Here is a 21,604-nt window from a genome sequence, read left to right as displayed (position 1 = left end):
ATATTGCAATGGACGTATGCAGATAGCAGGACGCTGCACTGCAAAAAAAGCACTCGACGCCTTCGGCTTGCCATTTGATAGATAGAAGGCTGGAGATCCCATCTCCGCCTCCCGCCATTTCTGAATGACCGGTCCTGCGTGTCCCGCCAGCGGCCGTTATCCAAGCACAGATCCTCCGAGGACCGCCCGTGAGCCAGGTTGCCGTCAACGATTCCATCAATGATTCCGTCGATGACGATTCTACCGATTCCGGGCCGGAGACAGCCCTTCCCTCGGCCATGACCGTCGCGCTCGTGCAACTGGCGCTCGCCGCCGGCGGCTTCGGCATCGGTACGGGTGAGTTCGCCATCATGGGTCTGCTGCCTAATGTGGCGGACACGTTTTCGGTCACGACCCCACAGGCTGGTTATGTCATCAGCGCCTACGCGCTCGGCGTCGTCATCGGCGCACCCGTCATCGCCGTGCTTGCCGCCAAGATGGCGCGGCGGACGCTACTGCTCTGCCTGATGCTGCTCTTTGCCGTCGGCAATATTCTGAGCGCCATCGCGCCGACCTTCGAAAGCTTTGCGGTGCTGCGCTTCATTACCGGCCTGCCGCATGGCGCCTATTTCGGCGTGGCAGCCCTCGTTGCCGCCTCCATGGTGCCGGCGCACCGCCGTGCGCGAGCCGTCGGCCGCGTCATGCTCGGCCTGACGGTCGCAACCCTGCTCGGCACGCCGCTCACGACCTTTTTCGGCCAGGCGCTCGACTGGCAGGTGGCCTTCCTCACCGTCGGCATCATCGGTCTCGCGACTGTCGCGCTCATCTGGTTCTACGTGCCGCATGACAAGGTTGCTGAAGGGGCAAGCGCATTGCGTGAACTCGGCGCCTTCCGCCGTCCGCAGATCCTGCTGACGCTCGGCATTGCCGCAGTCGGCTACGGTGGCATGTTCGCGATGTTCAGCTACATCGCCTCGACGACGACGCAGGTGGCAATGCTGCCGGAAACGGCCGTTGCGCTGATGCTCGTGCTCTTCGGCGTCGGCATGAATGCCGGCAATGTCATCGGTTCATGGCTTGCAGACAAATCGCTGCTCGGCACGATCGGCGGCTCGCTGGTCTACAATATCGTCGTCCTGACAATGTTCTCGCTGACCGCCTCCAACCCCTACATGCTCGGGCTCTGCGTCTTCCTCGTCGGCTGCGGCTTTGCAGCAGGCCCGGCGCTGCAGACGCGCCTGATGGATGTCGCAGCCGATGCGCAGACGCTGGCGGCAGCCTCCAATCACTCGGCCTTCAACATTGCCAACGCGCTCGGCGCATGGCTCGGCGGCCTCGTCATTGCCTGGGGCTACGGTTTTGAGGCGACCGGCTATGTCGGCGCCGTCCTGTCCTTCCTCGGCCTCTTCGTCTTTGCCGCGTCGCTACGCCTGGAGCTCCGCAGCCGAACTGCCTAAGGCCTTTGCGATACGCAGCTCTCGTCCCTCGGGGCTGCAGAAGACGAACTCATCGCCCCAGGCGGCAAGCGCCCGGATGACCGGCTTCAGCGTGGAGCCGAGCGGTGTCAGCGCATATTCGACACGCGGCGGCACGACCGGGTAAACAGTTCGTGAGATCACGCCTGATTCCTCCAGCTCGCGCAGCTGCTTCGTTAGCATGCGCTGGGTGATGGCAGGCAGATGGCGTCTCAGCTCGTTGAAGCGCAAAGTCCTGTCCATCAGGTGGAAAAGGATCACTCCCTTCCACTTTCCGTCGAGATAACTCAGCGTCGCCTCGACCGGGCAACCGGGGAAATTCGTGACCAATTTGGCGCGCGGCAGCGACATTTACAGTATCCTTTTTGGTACTACGTACAGAATTTGTGCATTCTTGCGTTGTCGGAACATAGGTCGCATCTAGCTCTCGTGCAATGAACACAGGAGTTTCCCAAGATGCGCGCCGTCGCCTACAAGACCCCACAGCCAATCGCCGCCGAAACCTCGCTGATCGACGTCGAGCTGCCGACCCCGGAAGCCAGGGGTCACGACCTGCTCGTCGAGATCAGGGCCGTTTCCGTCAACCCTGTCGATGTGAAAGTCCGTGCCAGCATGGCGCCGCCTGCCGATGAACTGAAGGTGCTCGGCTATGATGCGGCCGGCATCGTCAAGGCTGTCGGTTCGGATGTCACGCTGTTCAAGCCGGGCGACGAGGTCTTCTATTCGGGCGTCATCAATCGCCCCGGCTCCAATGCCGAATTCCAGCTCGTCGACGAGCGCATTGTCGGGCGCAAACCCAAGAGCCTCGATTTTGCCGCTGCGGCCGCCCTGCCGCTCACCTCGATCACCGCCTATGAAGCGCTGTTCGACCGTCTGCGTGTCACCGATCCGGTGCCGGGCGCGGCTCCTGCCGTGCTCATTATCGGTGGCGCCGGCGGCGTCGGCTCGATTGCCGTGCAGATCGCCCGCATGTTGACCGAGCTGACCGTGATCGCCACCGCCTCGCGACCGGAAACCCAGGAATGGGTCAAGGCACATGGAGCGCATCATGTGATCGACCACTCCAAGCCGATCGCACCGCAAGTCGCAGCACTCGGTATCGGCGCACCGGGCTTCATCTTCTCGACGACGAATACCGACAAGCATGTTGCCGATATTGTCGAGGCGCTCGCACCGCAGGGCCGCTTCGCGTTGATCGACGATCCCAAGACCTTCGATATCGTTCCCTTCAAGCGCAAGGCCGCTTCGGTTCACTGGGAACTGATGTTCACCCGTCCGCTCTTCGGCACGCCTGACATGATCGAGCAGCACAAGATCCTCAACAAGATTTCCGAGCTCGTCGATGCCGGCAAAATCCGCACGACGCTGTCGGAAACCGTGGGTGCGATCAATGCCGCGAACCTGAAAAAGGCGCATGCCATGGTCGAGAGCGGCAAGATGAAGGGCAAGGTCGTTCTCGCCGGATTCTGAGGTTTTCAGGACCGAAAATCCGCGTTTTTCGACGCCCGAAATATTGCGTAAAGGATGCTGACCTATAATGCCGCGCCGAGGGTGCGGCATTCTGGCGTTAAGCATCTAGGCAGCTTGACTTTTTCCGCATTCGAGACCACCTAGTGTGACACGTGGATGACGCATGTCTTGCACGGATATCAACGGAGCCATCATCACGATGCCAAGCGACAGTAGCAGTCGATTGCCTTTGCCGTACGCGGCCGTCGTGCGCTGACCTGGACGCTCCAGGCTCGCCCGTTCGGACGCTACGGCGGATCGACGGAAAGGCGAGCCAATGAATATCAATCGCTTCCCCCTGCGGGCCGGCTATGCTGCCCGTGCCTTCATGAATAACAGCCGTGTCGCGACTATTGCCGAGCGCGTGGAGTCGTTGAACGGACTTGCCCCGGCTGAAGCCGGCCGCATCCTCTCTCGGATGCCGCAGGACTATGCCGTCAACATTCTCGACCGTCCGGAACTGCGCAACGCACCGGCCATTCTGGCGCTGATGGACAGCGCAGATTCGGCCCGGCTGCTGCATGGCATGTCGAACGACCGCGTCGCCGACGTTCTGTTGGAACTCGATGTCGATGATCGCGTACGCCTATTCTCCAGCCTGGAAGAACCCGTCCGCATCGCCATCCAGCATCTGATGGGCTATCCGCCGCGCACGGCCGGCAGCATCATGACGACGGAATTCGTCAGCGTGCCCGACGACTGGACCATCGCCCAGACACTGGACCATGTGCGGCAGGTCGAACGCTCCCGCGAAACCGTTTATGCCATCTATGTGCTGGATCACAATTCCGGCGCGCTCATGCATGTCGTCACACTGCGCCGCCTCATCACCGGCGAGCCTGACGCCTCGATCCTGTCCGTCGCGCAGAAGGGTACGCCGGTTTCGGCCAATGCGCTGATGAAGCAGGAAGACGTCGCACGGCTGATCCGCAAGCACGACCTCCTGGCCATGCCCATCGTCGACGACCACGGCATGGTACTCGGCATCGTCACGGTCGATGACGTCATCGACACGATGATATCAGACACGACCGAGGCCGCCCAGAAATTCGGCGGCATGGAAGCGCTGGGCAAGCCCTACATGAAGATCAGCTTCGGCGGCATGATCCGCAAGCGTGCGGGCTGGCTCTGTGCCCTCTTTCTCGGCGAAATGCTGACGGCAAGCGCCATGCAGCATTTCGAAGGCGAGCTGGAAAAGGCCGTCGTTCTGACGCTCTTCATTCCGCTGATCATGAGCTCCGGCGGTAACTCCGGTTCGCAGGCAACCTCGCTCATCATCCGGGCGCTGGCTGTCGGCGAGTTGAAGCTGACCGACTGGTGGCGGGTGCTGCTGCGTGAACTGCCGACGGGTGTCGTGCTCGGCGCCATTCTCGGGCTTGTCGGCATGCTGCGCGTGATCTTCTGGCAGACGGCCGGGCTCTATGATTACGGCCCGCACTGGCAACTGGTCGGCCTGACGGTCTTTGCCGCATTGGTCGGTATCGTCACCTTCGGCTCCATGTCGGGTTCGATGCTGCCCTTCCTGCTGCAGAAACTGCGGCTCGATCCGGCAACGGCATCGGCTCCGTTCGTTGCCACGCTGGTCGACGTGACCGGGCTCGTCATCTACTTCTCGGTGGCGCTGCTGATCCTCAGCGGAACGCTGCTTTAGCGCCCAACGAACGGCAGGCAGAGTGGTGTCCCATCAACCGGATGGGATATCACCACGGCATCGATGCCGAAGACGCTGCGGATCAGCTCCGGCTTCAGCAAGTCGACGGGGCTGCCTGCAGCATGGATGCCGCCATCGGCGACCGCGATGATGTGGTCGGCATATTGGGCGGCGTGATTGAGATCGTGGACGACCATTACGATGGTGCGTCCACTCTTCTCGTTCAATTCCTTCAACAGTTCCAGAACTTCCAGCTGATGGGCAATGTCGAGATAGGTCGTCGGCTCGTCGAGCAGCAGGATCGGCGTTTCCTGCGCCAGCGCCATGGCAATCCAGGCACGCTGGCGCTGGCCGCCGGATAAGCGGTCTAGCGGGCGTTCGGCAAGATCCGCCAGCCCGGTTGCAGCGAGCGACGCCTCGACGACCGCCTCGTCGTGACGGCTCGTGCCCGACAGCATGCCTTTGTGCGGGTGACGGCCGAAGCGGCAGAGCTGGCGCACCGTCAGGCCATCGGGCGAGACGGGGCTTTGCGGCAGGAGCGCCAGGGTCTGGGCGATCGCCTTGCCAGACATGGAAGCGATTGCCTTGCCGTCCAGCGTCACGGTGCCGCCGAGCGGCTGGATGATACGGCCGAGAGCACGCAGCAGCGTCGATTTGCCGGAACCGTTGGCGCCGATCAGGGCAGTGATCCTGCCGTCGGGGATCGTGACATCGACATGATCGAGCACTTTGATTGCAGCATAACCGAGTGTCAGATTCTCGGTGGAGAGGCGTGAATGGCCGGCGTCAGCCTTGCCTGCATCAGTCATGGCGACCCGCCTCCTTGATCAGCAGGAAAATGAGATAGGGGCCGCCGATCACGGCGGCGACGATGCCGGCCGGAATCTCATTCGGCAGGGCCACGAGCCGGCCGATCAGATCGGCAGCGGAAAGCGTCAGGGCGCCGATCAGCGCGCTTGCCGGAACCATATGCCGGGCACGTGGACCGACGAGCAGGCGGGCGGCATGAGGCGACAGCAGGCCGAGGAAGCCCATGCTGCCGACGGCGGCGACGCTGCCGGCGCAGAGCAGCACCGAGACGACGATGAGGCCGCCGCGCAAGAGGCCAGGCGAAATGCCGACGCTCGTCAACGTATCGTCACCAAAACCGCCGGCATCGAGCCTGATAGTGGCGATCAGCACGAAAGGCAGGCAGGCGATGAGCCAGAGTGAGAGAGCGACCACATCGGTCATCGTCGAGCCATAGACGCTGCCGGCAAGCCAGACCATCGACTGGTCGGCGCGCGTCGGGAAGAGCACCATGACATATTGCATCAGCGCCTGGGCCAACATGCCGAGGGCGACGCCCACAAGCGCCAAGGCCGCGATGCCGCCGCCGAAGCTGCGGCCGATGGCAAGCAGCACCAGCGCGCCCGCAACCGCACCGGCGACGACACCAGCGGGAATGGCCCAGACGGCCCACGCCGGCGGCGCGAAGAGACCGGCAAGGAAGGCGCCGAGGCCGGCCCATTTGGTGATGCCGACGACATCGGGCGAGGCCAGCGGGTTTCGCAGCGCGCCTTGCAGGAAGGCGCCGGCAATGCCGAGCGAGGCGCCGGCGAGGATGGACACGATGACGCGCGGGGCCCGGTACTGCATGACGATGAAGGCGCTCTTGCCGCCGGCAATGCCGTCCAGCACTTGGCCGACCGAGAGCGTGACGGCGCCGATCGTCATGCCGAGCACGGCAACGATTACGATGAGGGCCGCAATGGCAAGGCAGACGCTTGCGGCACGCAGGCTCTTCGATGGCAGGGCCGCACTCGTCATTTTGCCCTCTGCCGCCAGAGGATGGCGACGAAAGCCGGTGCTCCGATCAGAGCCGTCACGATGCCGACAGGGGTTTCGGCCGGAAAGGCGGCGACGCGGCCCAAGAGATCGGCGGCAGTCAGCAGCAAGGGGCCGGTGATAGCGCTCAGCACGATCACTGTCAGCTGGTCGTTGCCGGCGAGACGCCGCACGATATGCGGCACCAGCAAGCCGATGAAGCCGATCGGTCCGCTGACGGCGACGGCCGACCCGGCAAGGACGACGATGAGCGTGGCTGCAAGGCCACCGACACGCCGGGCATTCTGGCCAAGCGAAATACCGGTGGTCTCATCAAGCGCCAGCACGCCGAAATGACGACCGGCGATCAAAGCGATTCCGCCGCCGAGAAGCGTGAAAGGCAATATGATCCAGACCTTGCTCCATTGCGCGCCATTGATGGAACCGGCGAGCCAGTAGACGATATCCTGGCCGGCATTGTTGGCAATCAGGATCGCCTGCACGAGGGCGGCAAGCACGAGCTGGATGGAGATGCCGGCAAGCGCCAGCTTCATCTCGTTCATCGCGCCCGATACCGACAGCGCCCACATGGCGAGACCTACGGCAGCCGCACCGATGAAAGCCGGCCAGACGGTGCCTGCGGCGCCCAGGCCCGGCATGGCGATCAGTGAAATCACGATGACCAGCGAGGCCCCGGCATTGATGCCGAAGGTCTGCGGCGAAGCGAGCGAATTGCGGGTCAGCGTCTGGATCAGCACGCCGGCAACGGCGAGGTTGGCGCCGACCAGCGTGGCGAGCATTGCCCGCGGCAGCCGCACGTCCCAGACCAGGGCGCTGTCAGGCGAGCCATCGGGCACAAAAAGGAGATGAAGCGCGCGGGCGACCGGTAGCGCGGAAACGCCGAAGGAAATGCCGGCCAGGACAGTCGCAGCGAGCGCCAGCAACAGGCAGAATGCCAGCAGTGCGGCGCTGCCGGTTTCATGCCGCGTGGCTGCGCCGCCTCTTGTCGTCATCGACGCTTATCCCGCCTGATAGACCTTGGCGAGGATTTCGCGGGCGATCATCTCTGCCGTCGTCAATCCGCGGAAACGGGAAAACTGGTTGCGGTCGACCTGAAAGACCATGCCGGCCTTCACCGCCGCAATATTGTTGAAGGCGGCATTGCTTTTCCACTGGTCGAACACGGTGGCGCCGGTATCGGTCGCAACCAGGAATACGTCCGGATTGACGGCGACCAGGCGCTCGATCCCTGCCCCGCTTTCCACGGCATCGCTGGAATCGATCGCCGGCGTCAGGCCCATGGCCTTGAAGACGGAACCGGTGAAGGAGGAGGAGCTATGCAGGCTCATCGAATCCGGATTGGCGACGGCGAGCAGGAAGCGGCGCTTTTCGCCGGCCGGGATCTTTGCGACCAGTCCGGCGATGACGGCTTCATGGGCGGCGAGCGCTTGTTCACCCTTCGCCTTTTCGCCCAAGGCATCGGCGATAGTGACGACCGAAGATTTGATGGTCTCGTAGTTGCCCTCCCAGCTGTTCAGCACGATGGTCGGCGCAATGGCACTCAATTGCTCGTAGATGGCCGAATGGCGGAGTTCATCGGCAATGATGAGATCGGGCGTCAGCGCAGCGACGAGCTCGAGATTGGGCTCCAGCCGCGTACCGACCGAGCTGTAGTCGATCTTCTTGCCGAGCAGCTGTTCGATACGCTTCGGCTGGTTGTCGTCGGTAATGCCAACCGGCACGACGTCGACGGCATTCAGCGCCTGCACGAAGGAGAATTCAAGGGCGACGACACGCTGCGGCTTGCCGGAAATTTCGGTGGTGCCGAGCTCGTGCTTGATGGTTCGCTTGTCGTTGTCGGCAAGGACAGTGCCCGGTACGGCAGCTGCCACGCCAGCCGAGAGCAACAGGCCGAACTGGCGGCGCGACAGCGGAGTATCAAAAACGCTCACGGCTAAATCCTTCATGCTGAAATGATGGGCCGGCCCTCTCGCCGGCCGAGACACCGGCTACAGAAGTGAAGCGCCTTTTTCAAGTAAAGTTTACAATTGCAGTCATATTAATGGAGATGGTGCGTCAGTTGCGCTCCGGCAGCTTCAGCGGTCCATGTGTCTTGATACTGCGGATCGCGAAATTCGACCTGATATCGGTGACGTTCGGCAAGGTCAGCAGCGTCTCCGTCAGCAACCGCTCGTAGGCCGAAAGGTCTTCGACGACGACCTCCGCCAGGAAATCGGCCGTACCCGAAATCAGGAAGCAGGAGACGATCTCGGGAATGGCGAGCAAGGCCGCCTGCTGCGCCTCGGAATTTTCCCGGCTGTGATGGGCAACCTTGAATTCCACGAAGACGGTGAGACCAAGGCCAACCTCCTTGCGGTCGATATCGGCGGTATAGCGGCGGATGACGCCGAGCTTTTCGAGATTGCGGATGCGGCGCAGACAGGGTGATGGCGAAAGATTCACCTTCTCGGCGATCTCGACATTGGTGGCGCGCGCATCCTCCTGCAGGCATTTCAGGATGGCAATATCGAATTTATCGAGATTTGGCATAATTGCGAAATCCATCAGCGTGAATTGGCAGATCATTGCGCATATCACGTTCTCCGAGCCATAGATAGCAAGGACATGCCTCGGCCCTTCGCGCTAATGTTCTTTCAACCGGACGAGATCCGGATGCAGGAAAGGACGAGACGATGAGCACGATCGCATTTTCAAACGAGAAGTCGCCTTCGCAAGGACTGGGTTATGCCGCCGGCACCGTGACGGTGCTGATCTGGTCGACATGGTTTCTGGCGACGCGCCACAGCGCCGCAACGCCGCTCGGTTCGATCGATATCGGTCTCATCCGCTTCGGCATCCCGGCTCTCGTTCTCTCACCCATCTGGCTGCGCATCGGGCTCATGCCAAAAGGCCTGCCGCTGCATCTGCTGGCGATCATGGTCGCCGGCTGCGGCGCAATCTTCTTCCTGGTGACGACGCTTGCCATTCACTCCACACCGGCGGCCTCGTCGGGCATCCTGCTGGGCGGTTCCATGCCGCTCGCCACCGCACTGATCGGGATTCTTCTGTTTCGCGAACGACCGGATGCGACGCGTATTGCCGGGCTGGCGGCGATCGTCGCCGGTGTGCTGATCCTGCTCGTGCGCAGCCTTGCCGATGCCTCCCTGCCCTGGACGAGTTTCGTGCTGCTCCCGGCTGGCGCCGTTCTCTGGGCAAGCTATACGCATGCCTTCCGCCGCTCGGGTCTTTCGGCCATCCAGGCGAGCGCGCTGATTGCCATCTGGTCCTTCCTGATCATGGCCGTCCTCGCGCTGGTGTTCGGCATCTCGCTGCCGCAGGCTGCCCTTCCGGAAATCGGCCTGCAGGTGCTGAGCCAGGGCATTCTTTCCGGTCTTGTCGCCATGGTCGCCTATGGCACGGCGGTGCGCACCCTCGGCGGAACGCAGGCTGCCGCCTTTACTGCACTGACGCCGGTGCTGGCCACGCTCGGCGGCGGCTTCCTGCTCGGCGAGCAGATGGGCCTTGCCGAAATCAGCGCCGCCGTCATCACCGGCATCGGCGTGGCACTCTCGACCGGCATTGCCGCCAAGCGCCGCTGAACATTCGCCCAAAACAAAAGCCGCCGACAGCGATCCGCTGCGGCGGCTTTCGGGCGCCTCAATCACCTTAGACCGGCTTGATCGACTGATGTTCTTCAGTTCGAATGAACGCAGGATTTTTTAAGTTGACCCGACTTTTCTTTGTGGACGAATTTGGCAATCTGCCCTGAAGGACACTGACCATCATTAAAGAGCACGGCGTGCCCCGCCGGCAATGACTGAATTGTCGGCCTCTGTGTAACAGTCTTGATCGCCGCCAACGCAGGCAGAGTACTGGCAAACGCAGAAATAACCACAATAGAAGTTACTAGACTTATACTGCGCATTTCGCTCTCCCCTCATGAATAGACAGCAGGAGATTGAGCGCACTTGCCTCGTCCGTTAATTCACTTCCATCGATGACGCTCGCCTTGATCTCCAATAGCACCGCGTTGCTTTCCCGGGGCAACAATGCTCAAGCCGTCGCCTGGATGACAACGACCCTGGCGCCGACTTCGACGCGATTGTAAAGATCGATGACGTCGTGGTTCATCATGCGGATGCAGCCGCTCGACATGGCAAGACCGATCGATTGCGGCTGGTTGGTGCCGTGGATGCGGAAATGCGTGTCACCACCGCCGCGATAGAGATACATGGCGCGCGCACCGAGCGGATTGTTCGGGCCGCCCGGCATGCCGCCGGCGAGCTTGCGGTATCGCTCCTCACGGCGCTGCATGTTCTCCGTCGGCGTCCAGCTCGGCCATTCCGCCTTGCGGCCGACATAGGCGTTGCCGGCAAGGGCCAGACCCTCGCGACCGACACCGACGCCATAACGCATCGCCCTGCCGTCGCCGAGGATATAATAGGCGCGCCGCGCCGGTGTATCGACGACGACGGTTCCCGGCGCATAGCTGCCCTCATAGGCGACTTCGGTGCGGCGAAGCTCCGGTTTGATCTGATCGATCGGCACCTGCCTCAGCGGAAATTTCTCATCGGGAAGTGCGGCATAGTTCGTCTGGCTGTTCAGAGTGGTCGAGGAGCAACCGGCGACAAAGAGGGGAAGAGCGATCAGGAAGCCCCGGCGCGAGATCGTCATGAACATGTCCTTAGTGCGTCAAGAAGATGTCGCAAGCTAAGGAGATTATGGTTAATGAAATGCTAAATAGGCCCGGCGCAAAGTGATAACGAATGTGTTATCAGGTATAGGGCGCGCGTTACTCGGCTGAGGCGTCAATACTATTCACCCGCGATATTGATCAGCGGCACGCCAGGAGCACTTCGGCGCCGCATTTACGGCGCCGAACAACTGACCGGCATCACATATTCGGATAGACCGGCCCCTCGCCGCCCTGCGGCGGCACCCAGTTGATGTTCTGGTTGGGATCCTTGATGTCGCAGGTCTTGCAGTGCACGCAGTTCTGGGCGTTGATGACGAACGTCTCTTCGCCGCCCTTCTCCACCCATTCGTAGACGCCGGCCGGACAGTAGCGTGTCGACGGGCCGCCATAGATGCCGAATTCGGACGATTTCTGCAGCGCCATGTCCTTGACCTGAAGATGAACCGGCTGGTCCTCTTCATGGTTGGTGTTCGACAGGAAGACGGAGGAGAGGCGATCGAAGGTGAGCACACCGTCGGGTTTGGGATAGTCGATCTTCTTGTGCTGTGACGCCGGCTCCAGCGAGGCTGCATCGGTCTTGCCGTGACCGAGCGTGCCGAAGAAGGAGAAGCCGAAGAGCTGGTTGGTCCACATGTCGAGACCACCGAGTGCGACGCCGAGGGCCGTGCCGAACTTCGACCAGAGCGGCTTGACGTTGCGCACGCGCTTCAGGTCCTTGCCGATATCGCTCTTGCGCCAGTCGTTTTCGATCTCGACCACTTCGTCATTGGCGCGGCCCGATGCAATCGCGTCGGCGATGCGGTCGGCGGCCATCATGCCCGAGAGCACGGCATTGTGGCTGCCCTTGATGCGCGGCACGTTGACGAAGCCTGCCGAACAGCCGATCAGCGCACCGCCGGGGAAAGAGAGCTTCGGCACCGATTGGTATCCGCCTTCGGTGATGGCGCGCGCGCCATAGGAGAGGCGCTTGCCGCCCTCGAACGTGCCGCGGATCGCCGGATGGGTCTTGAAGCGCTGGAATTCCTCGAAGGGGTAGAGCCAGGGGTTCTTGTAGTTGAGATGGATGACGAAGCCGACGGCGACGAGATTGTCTTCCAAGTGATAGAGGAAGGAGCCGCCACCGGTCGACATGCCGAGCGGCCAGCCGAAGGAATGCTGCACGAGGCCGCGGCGATGGTTCTCCGTCTTGACCTCCCAGAGTTCCTTGATGCCGATGCCGAATTTCTGGGGCTCGCGATCCTTCTGCAGGTCGAACTTGGCGATCAGCTGCTTGGCGAGCGAACCGCGCACACCTTCGCCGATCAGCACATATTTGCCCATCAGTGCCATGCCGCGCGCGTAGCTCGGGCCGGGCTCGCCATTCTTCTCGATGCCCATGTCGCCGGTCGCGACGCCGATGACGGCGCCCTCGTCATTGTAGAGCACCTCGGTGGCGGCAAAGCCCGGATAGATCTCGACACCGAGTTCTTCCGCCTTCGTCGCCAGCCAGCGACAGACAAGCCCAAGCGATACGATGTAATTGCCGTGATTGCTCATCAGCGGCGGCATCATGATGTTCGGCAGGCGGATGGAGCCGGCGGGGCCGAGCAGCAGGAAGTGGTCGTCCTTGACTTCGGTCTTGAAAGGATGGTCGCTTTCGCTGCGCCAGCCGGGCAACAGGCGGTCGATGCCGACAGGGTCGACGACGGCGCCGGAGAGGATATGGGCGCCGACTTCAGCGCCCTTCTCCAGCACGACGACCGAGAGTTCCGGATCGATCTGCTTCAAACGAATGGCGGCCGAAAGGCCGGCCGGACCGGCGCCGACGATCACCACGTCGAATTCCATGCTTTCGCGTTCCGGCAGCTCGGTCATTTCGGTCATCCATCCGTCTCCACTCGGCCGTCTCGCGACCGTTCATCCCCATTACGGGGTATTCTCTTGTCAAAACCGGAAAACATTGTCGAGCCGGGAAGCGACAGCCAATCCTCCAATTCGCACAATGACGTTCATCCGCACAGAAGATTATATAACGCTTACGTTAACGTCAATTATTGGAGTACCCGTAAAGCGCTCTTCGTCCTTTTCTTTCACGGGACTTGCGCCCTATAGATGGGCCACCGGAAATGGAGGAAATCATGGATCTCGGCATCAAGGGCAAACGCGCACTCGTACTCGCCTCCTCACGCGGTCTCGGGCTCGGCATCGCAAAGGCGCTGGCGCAGGAAGGGGCAAATGTTCTTCTCTGCGGGCGCAGCGGCGAGCAGCTGGAAGCCAATTGCAAGGCGATCAACGGGCAGCGCAATGGCAAGGCCGACTGGATCTGGGCCGACCTTGCGGATGACAATTTCGTCCAGACCGCTACGGGTGCCGTGCAGGAGAAATTCGGCGGGCTCGATATCCTCGTCAACAATACCGGTGGCCCGACGCCCGGCACGACCGAGGACATGACGCCGGAGAAGCTCGAAACCTATTTCCTCTCCATGGTCGCGCGCGTCATCACGCTCACCAATGCGCTGCTGCCCGGCATGAAGACGCAGGGCTGGGGCCGCATCCTGACGGTTGCCTCGTCAGGAGTGATCGAGCCGATCGCCAACCTCGCCCTGTCGAACACGCTGCGCCCGGCCCTTGCCGGCTGGAGCAAGACGCTGGCATCGGAAGTCGCCGGCCATGGCATCACCACGAACATGCTTCTGCCCGGCAGCATCCTCACAGCAAGGCTCGACGATCTCGACGGAGCTGCGGCCAAACGGACCGGCAAGAGCGTCGAGCAGATTCGCGTGGAGAAGGAGGCGCGTATTCCGGTCGGGCGCTATGGCAAGGTCGAAGAATTTGCCGCAACGGCGGCCTTCCTGTGCAGCCAGCCGGCGAGCTACATCACCGGTTCGCTGATCCGCTGTGACGGAGGTGCTGCGCGCTCCCTCTGACCCCCCCTCATCCGGCACGGTCCGCAGCGGCCCATGCCGCTACGCTGTCGATCTTTGCGCTGACATAGGTGGGATCGCCTGCAAGTTCGGCCAGCTCGGACAGGCGGTGGAAACCCGTGAGAATGGCGATGCGCCGGCGGTCCAGCCGGCGACCCGTCAGCGTCTCGTAGCCAGAGACGATGCGTGATGTCAGATCGGGCGAGATGAAGTTCGAATAGATGAATTCCTGATGCAGCGGGCCGAAACCTGAATCGGCGAAATCATAGAGGCCGTTTAACCTGCCCTCGGCATGGTCGAAGGCCATATTCCAGCCATGGCCATCGAAGAAGCCGTAAGTGACCCCGCAAGGATCCGGCGGCAAAGCCTGGAAATCCCAGATGACTTTCTCTGCATAGCTTGCCAGTTCGGTCGACAACAACGGCAGCGCCATTTCCTGCACCTTATCAGGCGATTGCCAGGGCAGGATCGGACCGGCGCCGAGCGCGCGCATGCGGTCGTCATCGAGATCATGCAGTTCGGCATAGAAGCGGGCGAGATCGTCGCCGAGGCGCTGGCGGGCCGCATCCGGCAGAAGCTCGTAATCGTCGGTGATGAGGTGTTCGCCCTGGATCTTGGCATGGCTGGAGAAAATCGGAGGGCCGTCATGAATGCGCATATCGGGAACCGCCATCGACAGCGACGGCCTGATGGCGCCGAGAAGAGCGGCTTCCCTGACTAGCGCCCTCTCGGCGGCCGGATTGCGCGGAAACTTGAAGATCAGACGGTCATCGACATCGATGGCCGTCGAATCCCAGCCCTTCGTCGCGAGCTTGAAAACGGAGCCCGTCAGCTCCGGAAAGATGTTGGTGATAAGCGCGCGAAAATCACCGGCGTTCAACTCGGCCATGACAGTCTGCCTCTGCATTTCCCAGGTTCCATCCCGCGCAAAAACCTGCAATGCGGACCAAATAGTGTTTCGCCGGTACAGCCTGCGCTGGCAGCTCGCCAAGGCGGAGAACGCTGCCTAAACGACTATATATTAGTATAGTTTGAATATTACGGAATGTTCATTACGAAAATTTAAGCCATTATAACTGCTTAGTGATCATTGCCGGGGTGATTATGTCTTTTTTGCGCCGCAATATAGGCGGCTCAATCACCGTACAAAATCACGCAATCTGCCCAACAAAACCGGTTTCGCTTATGAAGAAATTTTGGATCACCGTCAGCATTGTAGCCGTGGCCGCGGTTGGCTTCTGGCAGTTCGGGAACAAGATCCCCTACGCTTCTGATATTCCTTATCTGTCGCAGTTCATCAAGAAGCCCGACGGGAGCCAGAACGGCAATCATCAGCAGGCTCAGGCCGACCAGACCCAGAGCGGCGGCGGACAGCAGGGTGGTCAACAACAGGGTGGCGGGCGCCGGCGCGGCGCAAACGGTCCCACAATGGTCAAGACCGTAGCAGCCGTGAAGGCCGCTTTGCCCACCGACGTCACGGCAACCGGCTGGGCAGATGCCGACGACAATACGACGATTGCCGCCCAGGAACAGGGCCTCATCGTCAGCATAGAGGCCAATGACGGCGCCACGGTCAAGGAGGGCGACCTGATCGCCAAACTGGACGACCGGACGGCCAAGGCTGCCGTTGACAAGGACAATGCGATGATTGTGCGTGATGCAGCAACGCTCGCAGAATCCGAGACGGCGCTGACAAGGGCGCAGGACCTCTTCAACCAGAAGGCCGGCACGCAACAGAGCCTCGACCAGGCGAGAGCCGCCCGCGATACCGCCGCCGCAACCGTCGAAGCCGACAAGGCCACGCTCGCTTCGGACCAGGTTATCCTCGAGCATACCGATATTCGCGCGCCTTTCGATGGCAGGCTCGGCGATATCGCTCCCAGCAAGGGTGCCTTCGTCAATGCCGGTGCGGCCATCGTCACCATCGCCAAATACGATCCGATCTATGTGAAGTTCCACCTGCAGGAACGTTACCTGCGTGAACTGAAGAAAGCGCTGGCCGTCGGTCCGGTCGAAGTCAGCACGGCGCCCAATTCCACCAAGGGAAGGGTGCGCAAGGGCGAGATCAGCTTCTACGACAACACGGTAGACACGGCATCGGGCACGATCCTTGCCAAGGCGAAGTTCGAAAACGCCTCGGGTGCGCTATGGCCCGGCCAGTCGATCAATATCATCGTGCATTTCAACAATGACGAGCAGCAGGTGGTCGTGCCGACGGTTGCCGTCAGCCCCGGCCCCGATGGCTTCTTTGCATTCGTGGCCAAGGACGGCAAATCGCATCTGACGCCCGTTACCGTCGCCCGTGCCAATGGCGGCTTCACGGCCATCGCATCCGGCCTTTCGGAGGGCGACCACGTGGTCGTCGAGGGCCAGGGCCAGCTCAACGACCAGCAGGCGGTCAGCGAGCAATTCGACGACAAGACACTGAACGTCGCTTCCGCCGACGCGCCTCGGCAACAGCAGCAGGCCGAAACGATCGCGGTGGGGGCTGAGCAATGATCCCGAATTTCTGTATTCAGCGGCCGGTCGCAACGACCCTGCTTGCGATCGGCGTCATTCTGGCGGGTCTTGCGGGCTACCAGCGCGTGCCGGTCGCGGCTCTGCCGCAGGTCGACTTTCCGACCATCAACGTCTCGGCGCAGCTGAGCGGCGCCTCGCCGCAGACGATGGCGACTTCGGTCGCGACCCCTCTGATCAAGCAGTTCGAGACGATCCCCGGCATCAGCGAGATCAGCGCGTCGAGTTCGCTCGGCAGCACCAGTATCGTGCTGCAATTCGACCTGAACCGCGATATCGATGCGGCCGCCGCCGACGTGCAGGCGGCCATTTCGCATGCGACGCGGCAGCTGCCCGACAACATGACGACGCCGCCGAGCTACCGCAAGACCAACCCGGCCGATGCGCCGATCATGCTGCTTTCGGTGCAAAGCAATACCATGCCGCGCAGCAAGCTCGACGAGATCGCCGAAGACATCATCTCGCCGTCGCTGTCGACGCTTCCGGGCGTCGCCCAGGTCAGTGTCTTCGGTGCGCAGACCTATGCCGTGCGCGTCGAGGTCGACCCCAACAAGCTGCTCACCCGTGGGATCGGCATCGACACCGTCAACAAGGCGCTTGCGGCTGCCAACAGCCAACAGCCCGTGGGCACGCTGCAGAACAATTCGCAGGCCATGACGATCACGGCCAATACGCAGCGTACCAATGCCGAACAGTTCCGCTCGCTCGTCATCGCCAATCCGAACGGCGCACCGATCCATCTCGGCGATATCGCCGATGTCCAGGACAGCGTCGAGAACCAGTATACGGGCAGCTGGTATGACGGCCAGCGCGGCATTATCCTGGCCATCCAGCGTCAGCCGGATGCCAACACCGTCGACGTCGTCGATGCGATCAACGCCAAGCTGCCGCAGCTTCACGCCGAAATCCCGCCCTCGGTCAACACGGTCATCATGAACGATGCCGCGAAGCCGATCCGCGATGCCATTGCCGACGTGAAGTTCACGCTGCTTCTGACGATCGGCCTCGTCGTTCTCGTCATCTATCTCTTCACGGGCCATGCGACGGCAACGATCATTCCGGGCCTTGCCGTTCCGCTGTCGCTGATCTCGACCTTCGGCATGATGTATGTGCTCGGCTACAGTATCGACAACATCTCGCTGCTCGGGCTGACGCTCGCGGTGGGTCTCGTCGTCGACGACGCGATCGTCATGCTGGAAAACATCCTGCGCCATGTCGAGGAAGGCATGCCGGTGCGCGAGGCGGCGATCAAGGGTGCTGGCGAAGTCAGCTACACCATCATCTCCATGTCGGTGTCACTGATCGCGGTCTTCATCCCGATCCTGTTGATGGGCGGTGTTGTGGGCCGCGTGTTCAACGAATTCGGCATGGTTGTTGCGATCGCCATCATCGCTTCGGCGATCGTCTCGCTGACGGTCACGCCGATGCTCGGTTCGCGCCTTTCCAACAACCACAGCCGTCCGCCACTGCTCATCCGCATCTTCGATGCCGGTTTCGAGCGGACGCTGCGCGGTTACGACAATGCGGTCGGCTGGTGCCTTCGCCACCGCCCCTTCATCCTTGGGGTCTTCCTCGCTTCCGTCGCGCTGACCGTCTATTTCTTCATGACGCTGCCGACGAGCTTCTTCCCGCAGGAAGATATCGGGCGCCTGACGATCAGTACCCAGGCCCGGCAGGATATTTCCTATTCGGCGATGGAGGCCCTGCAGCAACAGGCCGCGGCCGTCGTCAAGGCGAACCCGGCGGTCAATCACGTCATGTCGACCGTCGGCGGCAACCCCAACAAGCCCCAGAACAACGGCTCGATGTTCGTCGAACTGAAGGACAAGGATCAGCGTGAACCGCTTGAGCAGACGCTGCGCGAGCTGCGCACGGCGATCAACAAGATCCCCGGCCTGCAGGCCTTCGTGACGCCCAACCAGAGCCTGCGCTTCGGGGGGCGCCAGACCGCCAGCCAATATCAGCTGGTCATCCAGGCGCTGAACGCCGACCAGACCAACCTGTGGGCCGGCAAGATCCAGCAGGCAATGCGCGGCGACCGCCTGTTCACGGACGTGACCTCGGATGCGCAGAACAATGCCCTGCAGGCCAATATCGTCATCGATACCGAGCGGGCAGCCGCCTACGGGATCGACAATGACACGCTGCGCACGACGCTGCAGGAATCCTTCAGCGGCTTTGCGGCGGCGGAAATCCAGTCGACCGGCGACAGCTACGACGTCATCGTCGAATATGACACGAGCAAGCCATGGGACGACCAGAAGCTTTCTGAAATCCGCGTCGCCTCCTCCAATGGCAGCCTGGTGCCGCTGTCGAACTTCGCGCATGTCGAGCGCACACTCGGGCCGGTCACCATCAACCAGACGGGCCAGCTCGTCTCGACCACCGTTTCCTTCAACCTGCCGGAGGGCGTATCGCTCAGCGACGCAACGGCCCGGATCGACCAGATCAAGAAGGATCTCAACATGCCGGCCGACGTCTTCACGTCCTATGGCGGCACGGCAGAGATCTTCCAGCAATCGCAGGGCAATACGCCGTATCTGATCCTGGCAGCGGTGCTGACCATCTATGTCGTGCTCGGCGTGCTCTATGAAAGCTTCATCCACCCGCTGACCATCCTGTCGGGCCTGCCGGCGGCGGCCTTCGGCGCGCTGCTGGCGCTGAAGATCATGGGCTTCGATCTTTCGATCATTGCCCTGATCGGCCTGCTGATGCTGATCGGCATCGTCAAGAAGAACGCAATCATGATGATCGACGTGGCTGTCGAGACCATGCGAACGACGGGCGAGAAGGCGACGGCGGCGATCCACGAGGCCTGCGTGCGACGCTTCCGCCCGATCATGATGACGACCTTCTGCGCCCTGCTCGGCGCCCTGCCGATCGCGCTCGGCACGGGTGCGAGCTCGGAATTGCGCCAGCCGCTCGGCATTGCCGTCGTCGGCGGTCTCATCGTTTCGCAGATGCTGACGCTGTTCATCACCCCGGTCATCTTCGTCGAGATGGATCGCTTCGGGAATTTCCTCAACCGCTTGCTCAGCCGCGGGAAGACGGAAGAGCACGTCGCAGAGGAACCACAGGCGATGGCCGCCGAATAGAGAGACAGAAAGGGCGCCTTCCGGCGCCCTCTTCCTTTCAGCGGTCTTCGACCAATCCGGGGAAATCCGCAACCAGCGTATCGCGCGTCTCGAAGCTGATCGGATTGTCGGCGTAGCGATGATTGGCGATGTAGAGCCTCGCGAAAATCAGCCGTCTGTCGCCCTTTGTCGCCCAGCCGACGAACCAGCCGAGCGGCCGTTCATAATTGGTCTTGCCGGCCGCGTTGCGCAACCAGCCGGCGCCGGTCTTGCCCTGGATATCCCAACCGTCGGCCGCTTCAAAATGCGGGATGATCGCCTCCGTCATCTGCCGCGCGCGCTGCGATATCGGCAGGCGGCCGGTTCGGAACCGGCGGAGGAACTGCACCTGGTCCTCGGCGGAGATCCTGAGCGATGACATCAGCCAGGATTCGGTCAGCCCATCCGTATTGCCAGGACCGCCCGAGACATCCTCATTGCCGTAGCCGAAGCGCCTGACGTAATCGGCAAGGGCACGTTTGCCGAGCTTGCGGGTCAGCGCCTGTGAGTACCAGACGATGGAATCCCGCTCCCAGATGGTCGGGTCGGTATCCTTCTGCTCGCGCTGCGGTCGCTTGAGCTTCGGATCATATGTCCAGAGCGGATTGTGCTCATCGACCAGAATGCCGGAATCATAGCCCATCATGGCCAAAGGCAATTTGAAGGTCGACTGCGGATAGAAGCCCTGATCACAATTGCCCTGACGGTAAATCGTCTCGCCGGTCTTCTCATCGATGATGACGGTGCAGCGGATGGGATCGGCGGCATAAGCCGGCGCCGGTTTCATGGAAATCACTGCAATACTTATGGAAAATGCCAGAAGAACAAGTCTTTCGAAAGCCACTTTCTCTCTCCATATGGTTCGACCTGGGCTTTCTAGGCTGGCTTGCGAGGCCCAATCAAACGACGATATTTCCGGTCAGGTATAAATCAGATTAGGCCATTGCCATGGTTCGACCATATTTGCCGCTGAATTCGCTGCGCGCCTTCGAGGCAGCGGCGCGCCATCTTTCCTTCACCCGGGCGGCAATCGAACTCTGCGTTACGCAGGCGGCCGTCAGTCATCAGGTGAAACTCCTGGAGCAACGGCTCGGCGTCAGCCTGTTTCGCCGCCTGCCTCGCGGGCTGATGATCACGGAGGAAGGCCTTGCGCTGCTTCCTGCCCTGCAGGATTCCTTCGACCGCATGGCCGACATGCTGGAGCGTTTCGAAGGCGGTCATATGCGTGAAGTGCTGAAGCTCGGCGCGGTCGGCACGCTTGCCGTCGGCTGGCTCCTGCCGCGGCTTGCCGATTTCCGCGAGCAATATCCCTTCATCGATCTCAGGCTTTCGACCAACAACAACCGCGTCGATATTGCTGCCGAAGGGCTCGACTATACGATCAAGTTCGGCAACGGCGCCTGGCACGACATAGAGGCCGAAGCCCTGTTCGAAGCGCCACTCTCGGTGCTCTGCATTCCCTCGATCGCCCGCCAGCTCTCCTCCCCCGAAGACGTCGCCCATCAGACGCTGCTGCGCTCCTACCGCGCCGACGAATGGCCGAGTTGGTTCGAGACGGCTAACGTCAACTCCCCGCCGATCCGCGGCATGGTCTTCGATTCCTCCGTACTCATGATCGAGGCGGCGCTGCAGGGTGCGGGCGTGGCGCTCGCGCCGCCCTTGATGTTCTCCCGTCAGCTTGCCGCCGGTGAGCTGGAACAGCCCTTCCCGATCTGGATTTCCAAAGGCAGCTACTGGCTGACGCGGCTCAAATCCCGCTCTGTTACGCCCGCCATGGAGATGTTTCGCAAGTGGATCGGCAAGATGGCAGAAGGGACACGCGTGCAACTCGGAAACTAAGCGGCATGGGTTGCTTTCCGCCTGCTCCTATGCGATCACGCGCCTCTCACAAGATATCAGGGGCGCACAACAAGGCGCCCTTTCGCATTTCGGGGTATCTGCCCCGGCTCATAGAT

General features: G+C 61.7%; 19 protein-coding genes. 8 read left to right on the top strand and 11 right to left on the bottom strand.

The window, feature by feature from the left end:
- Positions 1 to 188 precede the first annotated feature (188 nt).
- A complete protein-coding gene (locus FHX06_RS25950; protein ID WP_112967917.1) occupies positions 189 to 1,436 on the top strand; it encodes an MFS transporter in 1,248 nt (415 codons plus the stop codon).
- Here FHX06_RS25950 and FHX06_RS25945 read toward each other — a convergent pair.
- Entirely contained in the window at positions 1,404 to 1,805 is a 402-nt protein-coding gene (locus FHX06_RS25945) for a winged helix-turn-helix transcriptional regulator (protein ID WP_112544784.1), read from the bottom strand. The two genes, FHX06_RS25950 and FHX06_RS25945, sit on opposite strands and share 33 nt — an antisense overlap.
- A 105-nt stretch (positions 1,806 to 1,910) precedes the next feature.
- Here FHX06_RS25945 and FHX06_RS25940 point away from each other — a divergent pair, with 105 nt between their 5' ends.
- Together FHX06_RS25940 and mgtE are read left to right on the top strand one after the other, a co-directional pair.
- Positions 1,911 to 2,924, top strand: a complete 1,014-nt coding sequence (locus tag FHX06_RS25940; protein WP_183881324.1) for a zinc-binding alcohol dehydrogenase family protein — start codon at positions 1,911 to 1,913, stop codon at positions 2,922 to 2,924.
- A gap of 316 nt (positions 2,925 to 3,240) precedes the next feature.
- Positions 3,241 to 4,614, top strand: coding sequence for a magnesium transporter (gene mgtE, locus FHX06_RS25935; protein ID WP_112544786.1), 1,374 nt, complete (start codon positions 3,241 to 3,243; stop codon positions 4,612 to 4,614).
- On the opposite strand, the gene FHX06_RS25930 is transcribed toward mgtE, so the two are convergent.
- The 5 genes from FHX06_RS25930 to FHX06_RS25910 form a co-directional block, all read right to left on the bottom strand.
- Positions 4,611 to 5,423: an ABC transporter ATP-binding protein gene (locus FHX06_RS25930; protein ID WP_113212415.1), complete on the bottom strand. Its 813-nt coding sequence runs from the start codon at positions 5,421 to 5,423 to the stop codon at positions 4,611 to 4,613. The two genes, mgtE and FHX06_RS25930, sit on opposite strands and share 4 nt — an antisense overlap.
- Positions 5,416 to 6,423 (bottom strand): FecCD family ABC transporter permease, encoded by a 1,008-nt coding sequence (locus FHX06_RS25925; RefSeq protein WP_183881322.1) that lies wholly within the window; start codon positions 6,421 to 6,423, stop codon positions 5,416 to 5,418. Before FHX06_RS25925 ends, FHX06_RS25930 begins: the two co-directional genes overlap by 8 nt.
- Positions 6,420 to 7,433, bottom strand: coding sequence for a FecCD family ABC transporter permease (locus FHX06_RS25920; protein WP_113212413.1), 1,014 nt, complete (start codon positions 7,431 to 7,433; stop codon positions 6,420 to 6,422). The genes FHX06_RS25925 and FHX06_RS25920 overlap by 4 nt, the downstream gene beginning before the upstream one ends.
- Before the next feature lie 6 nt (positions 7,434 to 7,439).
- The gene (locus FHX06_RS25915) at positions 7,440 to 8,372 is read right to left on the bottom strand and encodes an ABC transporter substrate-binding protein (RefSeq protein WP_113212524.1); all 933 of its coding nucleotides are present in this window, start codon (positions 8,370 to 8,372) and stop codon (positions 7,440 to 7,442) included.
- A 124-nt stretch (positions 8,373 to 8,496) separates the two neighbouring features.
- The gene (locus FHX06_RS25910; RefSeq protein ID WP_113014089.1) at positions 8,497 to 8,970 is read right to left on the bottom strand and encodes an Lrp/AsnC family transcriptional regulator; all 474 of its coding nucleotides are present in this window, start codon (positions 8,968 to 8,970) and stop codon (positions 8,497 to 8,499) included.
- Between the two features lie 143 nt (positions 8,971 to 9,113).
- Here FHX06_RS25910 and FHX06_RS25905 point away from each other — a divergent pair, with 143 nt between their 5' ends.
- The gene (locus FHX06_RS25905; protein WP_183881320.1) at positions 9,114 to 10,019 is read left to right on the top strand and encodes a DMT family transporter; all 906 of its coding nucleotides are present in this window, start codon (positions 9,114 to 9,116) and stop codon (positions 10,017 to 10,019) included.
- Positions 10,020 to 10,114: 95 nt separating this feature from the next.
- Here the strand turns inward: FHX06_RS25905 and FHX06_RS36320 are convergent, their stop codons facing one another.
- The 3 genes from FHX06_RS36320 to FHX06_RS25895 form a co-directional block, all read right to left on the bottom strand.
- Positions 10,115 to 10,345 carry a DUF6719 family protein gene (locus tag FHX06_RS36320; RefSeq protein WP_112547812.1) on the bottom strand — a complete coding sequence of 77 codons (231 nt, stop codon included), beginning with the start codon at positions 10,343 to 10,345 and terminating at the stop codon, positions 10,115 to 10,117.
- A gap of 128 nt (positions 10,346 to 10,473) precedes the next feature.
- Positions 10,474 to 11,094 carry a L,D-transpeptidase gene (locus tag FHX06_RS25900; RefSeq protein WP_112547811.1) on the bottom strand — a complete coding sequence of 207 codons (621 nt, stop codon included), beginning with the start codon at positions 11,092 to 11,094 and terminating at the stop codon, positions 10,474 to 10,476.
- A 220-nt stretch (positions 11,095 to 11,314) separates the two neighbouring features.
- The gene (locus FHX06_RS25895) at positions 11,315 to 12,979 is read right to left on the bottom strand and encodes an electron transfer flavoprotein-ubiquinone oxidoreductase (RefSeq protein ID WP_183881318.1); all 1,665 of its coding nucleotides are present in this window, start codon (positions 12,977 to 12,979) and stop codon (positions 11,315 to 11,317) included.
- Between the two features lie 254 nt (positions 12,980 to 13,233).
- On the opposite strand from FHX06_RS25895, the gene FHX06_RS25890 reads away from it, so the two are divergent.
- Positions 13,234 to 14,022 (top strand): SDR family oxidoreductase, encoded by a 789-nt coding sequence (locus tag FHX06_RS25890; RefSeq protein WP_113208445.1) that lies wholly within the window; start codon positions 13,234 to 13,236, stop codon positions 14,020 to 14,022.
- A gap of 7 nt (positions 14,023 to 14,029) precedes the next feature.
- Here the strand turns inward: FHX06_RS25890 and FHX06_RS25885 are convergent, their stop codons facing one another.
- A complete protein-coding gene (locus FHX06_RS25885; RefSeq protein ID WP_113208444.1) occupies positions 14,030 to 14,908 on the bottom strand; it encodes a phosphotransferase family protein in 879 nt (292 codons plus the stop codon).
- A gap of 296 nt (positions 14,909 to 15,204) precedes the next feature.
- On the opposite strand from FHX06_RS25885, the gene FHX06_RS25880 reads away from it, so the two are divergent.
- Together FHX06_RS25880 and FHX06_RS25875 are read left to right on the top strand one after the other, a co-directional pair.
- Positions 15,205 to 16,518, top strand: a complete 1,314-nt coding sequence (locus FHX06_RS25880; RefSeq protein ID WP_113212410.1) for an efflux RND transporter periplasmic adaptor subunit — start codon at positions 15,205 to 15,207, stop codon at positions 16,516 to 16,518.
- Complete coding sequence (locus FHX06_RS25875; protein WP_112967907.1) at positions 16,515 to 19,631, top strand: efflux RND transporter permease subunit; 3,117 nt, start codon at positions 16,515 to 16,517, stop codon at positions 19,629 to 19,631. The genes FHX06_RS25880 and FHX06_RS25875 overlap by 4 nt, the downstream gene beginning before the upstream one ends.
- 37 nt (positions 19,632 to 19,668) lie before the next feature.
- On the opposite strand, the gene blaOXA is transcribed toward FHX06_RS25875, so the two are convergent.
- The gene (gene blaOXA / locus FHX06_RS25870; RefSeq protein ID WP_113212409.1) at positions 19,669 to 20,493 is read right to left on the bottom strand and encodes a class D beta-lactamase; all 825 of its coding nucleotides are present in this window, start codon (positions 20,491 to 20,493) and stop codon (positions 19,669 to 19,671) included.
- 104 nt (positions 20,494 to 20,597) lie between these two features.
- On the opposite strand from blaOXA, the gene FHX06_RS25865 reads away from it, so the two are divergent.
- Entirely contained in the window at positions 20,598 to 21,488 is an 891-nt protein-coding gene (locus FHX06_RS25865) for a LysR family transcriptional regulator (RefSeq protein ID WP_113212408.1), read from the top strand.
- The last annotated feature ends 116 nt before the right edge of the window (positions 21,489 to 21,604 follow it).

The organism is Rhizobium sp. BK512, assembly GCF_014194915.1.
In the GTDB taxonomy this organism is placed as follows: domain Bacteria; phylum Pseudomonadota; class Alphaproteobacteria; order Rhizobiales; family Rhizobiaceae; genus Rhizobium.
The sequence above is the reverse complement of the archived record's forward strand: the minus strand, read 5'-3'. Positions and strand labels throughout refer to the sequence as shown.

Bases quoted from the DNA above. Each gene is read 5' to 3' on its own strand.
- FHX06_RS25920 (WP_113212413.1), bottom strand. From the start codon at position 7,433: ATGACGACAAGAGGCGGCGCAGCCACGCGGCATGAAACCGGCAGCGCC.
- FHX06_RS25925 (WP_183881322.1), bottom strand. From the start codon at position 6,423: ATGACGAGTGCGGCCCTGCCATCGAAGAGCCTGCGTGCCGCAAGCGTC.
- mgtE (WP_112544786.1), top strand. From the start codon at position 3,241: ATGAATATCAATCGCTTCCCCCTGCGGGCCGGCTATGCTGCCCGTGCC.
- FHX06_RS25930 (WP_113212415.1), bottom strand. From the start codon at position 5,423: ATGACTGATGCAGGCAAGGCTGACGCCGGCCATTCACGCCTCTCCACC.
- FHX06_RS25900 (WP_112547811.1), bottom strand. From the start codon at position 11,094: ATGACGATCTCGCGCCGGGGCTTCCTGATCGCTCTTCCCCTCTTTGTC.
- FHX06_RS25865 (WP_113212408.1), top strand. From the start codon at position 20,598: ATGGTTCGACCATATTTGCCGCTGAATTCGCTGCGCGCCTTCGAGGCA.
- FHX06_RS25875 (WP_112967907.1), top strand. From the start codon at position 16,515: ATGATCCCGAATTTCTGTATTCAGCGGCCGGTCGCAACGACCCTGCTT.
- FHX06_RS25945 (WP_112544784.1), bottom strand. From the start codon at position 1,805: ATGTCGCTGCCGCGCGCCAAATTGGTCACGAATTTCCCCGGTTGCCCG.
- FHX06_RS25895 (WP_183881318.1), bottom strand. From the start codon at position 12,979: ATGACCGAAATGACCGAGCTGCCGGAACGCGAAAGCATGGAATTCGAC.
- FHX06_RS25905 (WP_183881320.1), top strand. From the start codon at position 9,114: ATGAGCACGATCGCATTTTCAAACGAGAAGTCGCCTTCGCAAGGACTG.
- FHX06_RS25890 (WP_113208445.1), top strand. From the start codon at position 13,234: ATGGATCTCGGCATCAAGGGCAAACGCGCACTCGTACTCGCCTCCTCA.
- FHX06_RS25910 (WP_113014089.1), bottom strand. From the start codon at position 8,970: ATGCCAAATCTCGATAAATTCGATATTGCCATCCTGAAATGCCTGCAG.
- FHX06_RS36320 (WP_112547812.1), bottom strand. From the start codon at position 10,345: ATGCGCAGTATAAGTCTAGTAACTTCTATTGTGGTTATTTCTGCGTTT.
- FHX06_RS25880 (WP_113212410.1), top strand. From the start codon at position 15,205: ATGAAGAAATTTTGGATCACCGTCAGCATTGTAGCCGTGGCCGCGGTT.
- FHX06_RS25940 (WP_183881324.1), top strand. From the start codon at position 1,911: ATGCGCGCCGTCGCCTACAAGACCCCACAGCCAATCGCCGCCGAAACC.
- FHX06_RS25885 (WP_113208444.1), bottom strand. From the start codon at position 14,908: ATGGCCGAGTTGAACGCCGGTGATTTTCGCGCGCTTATCACCAACATC.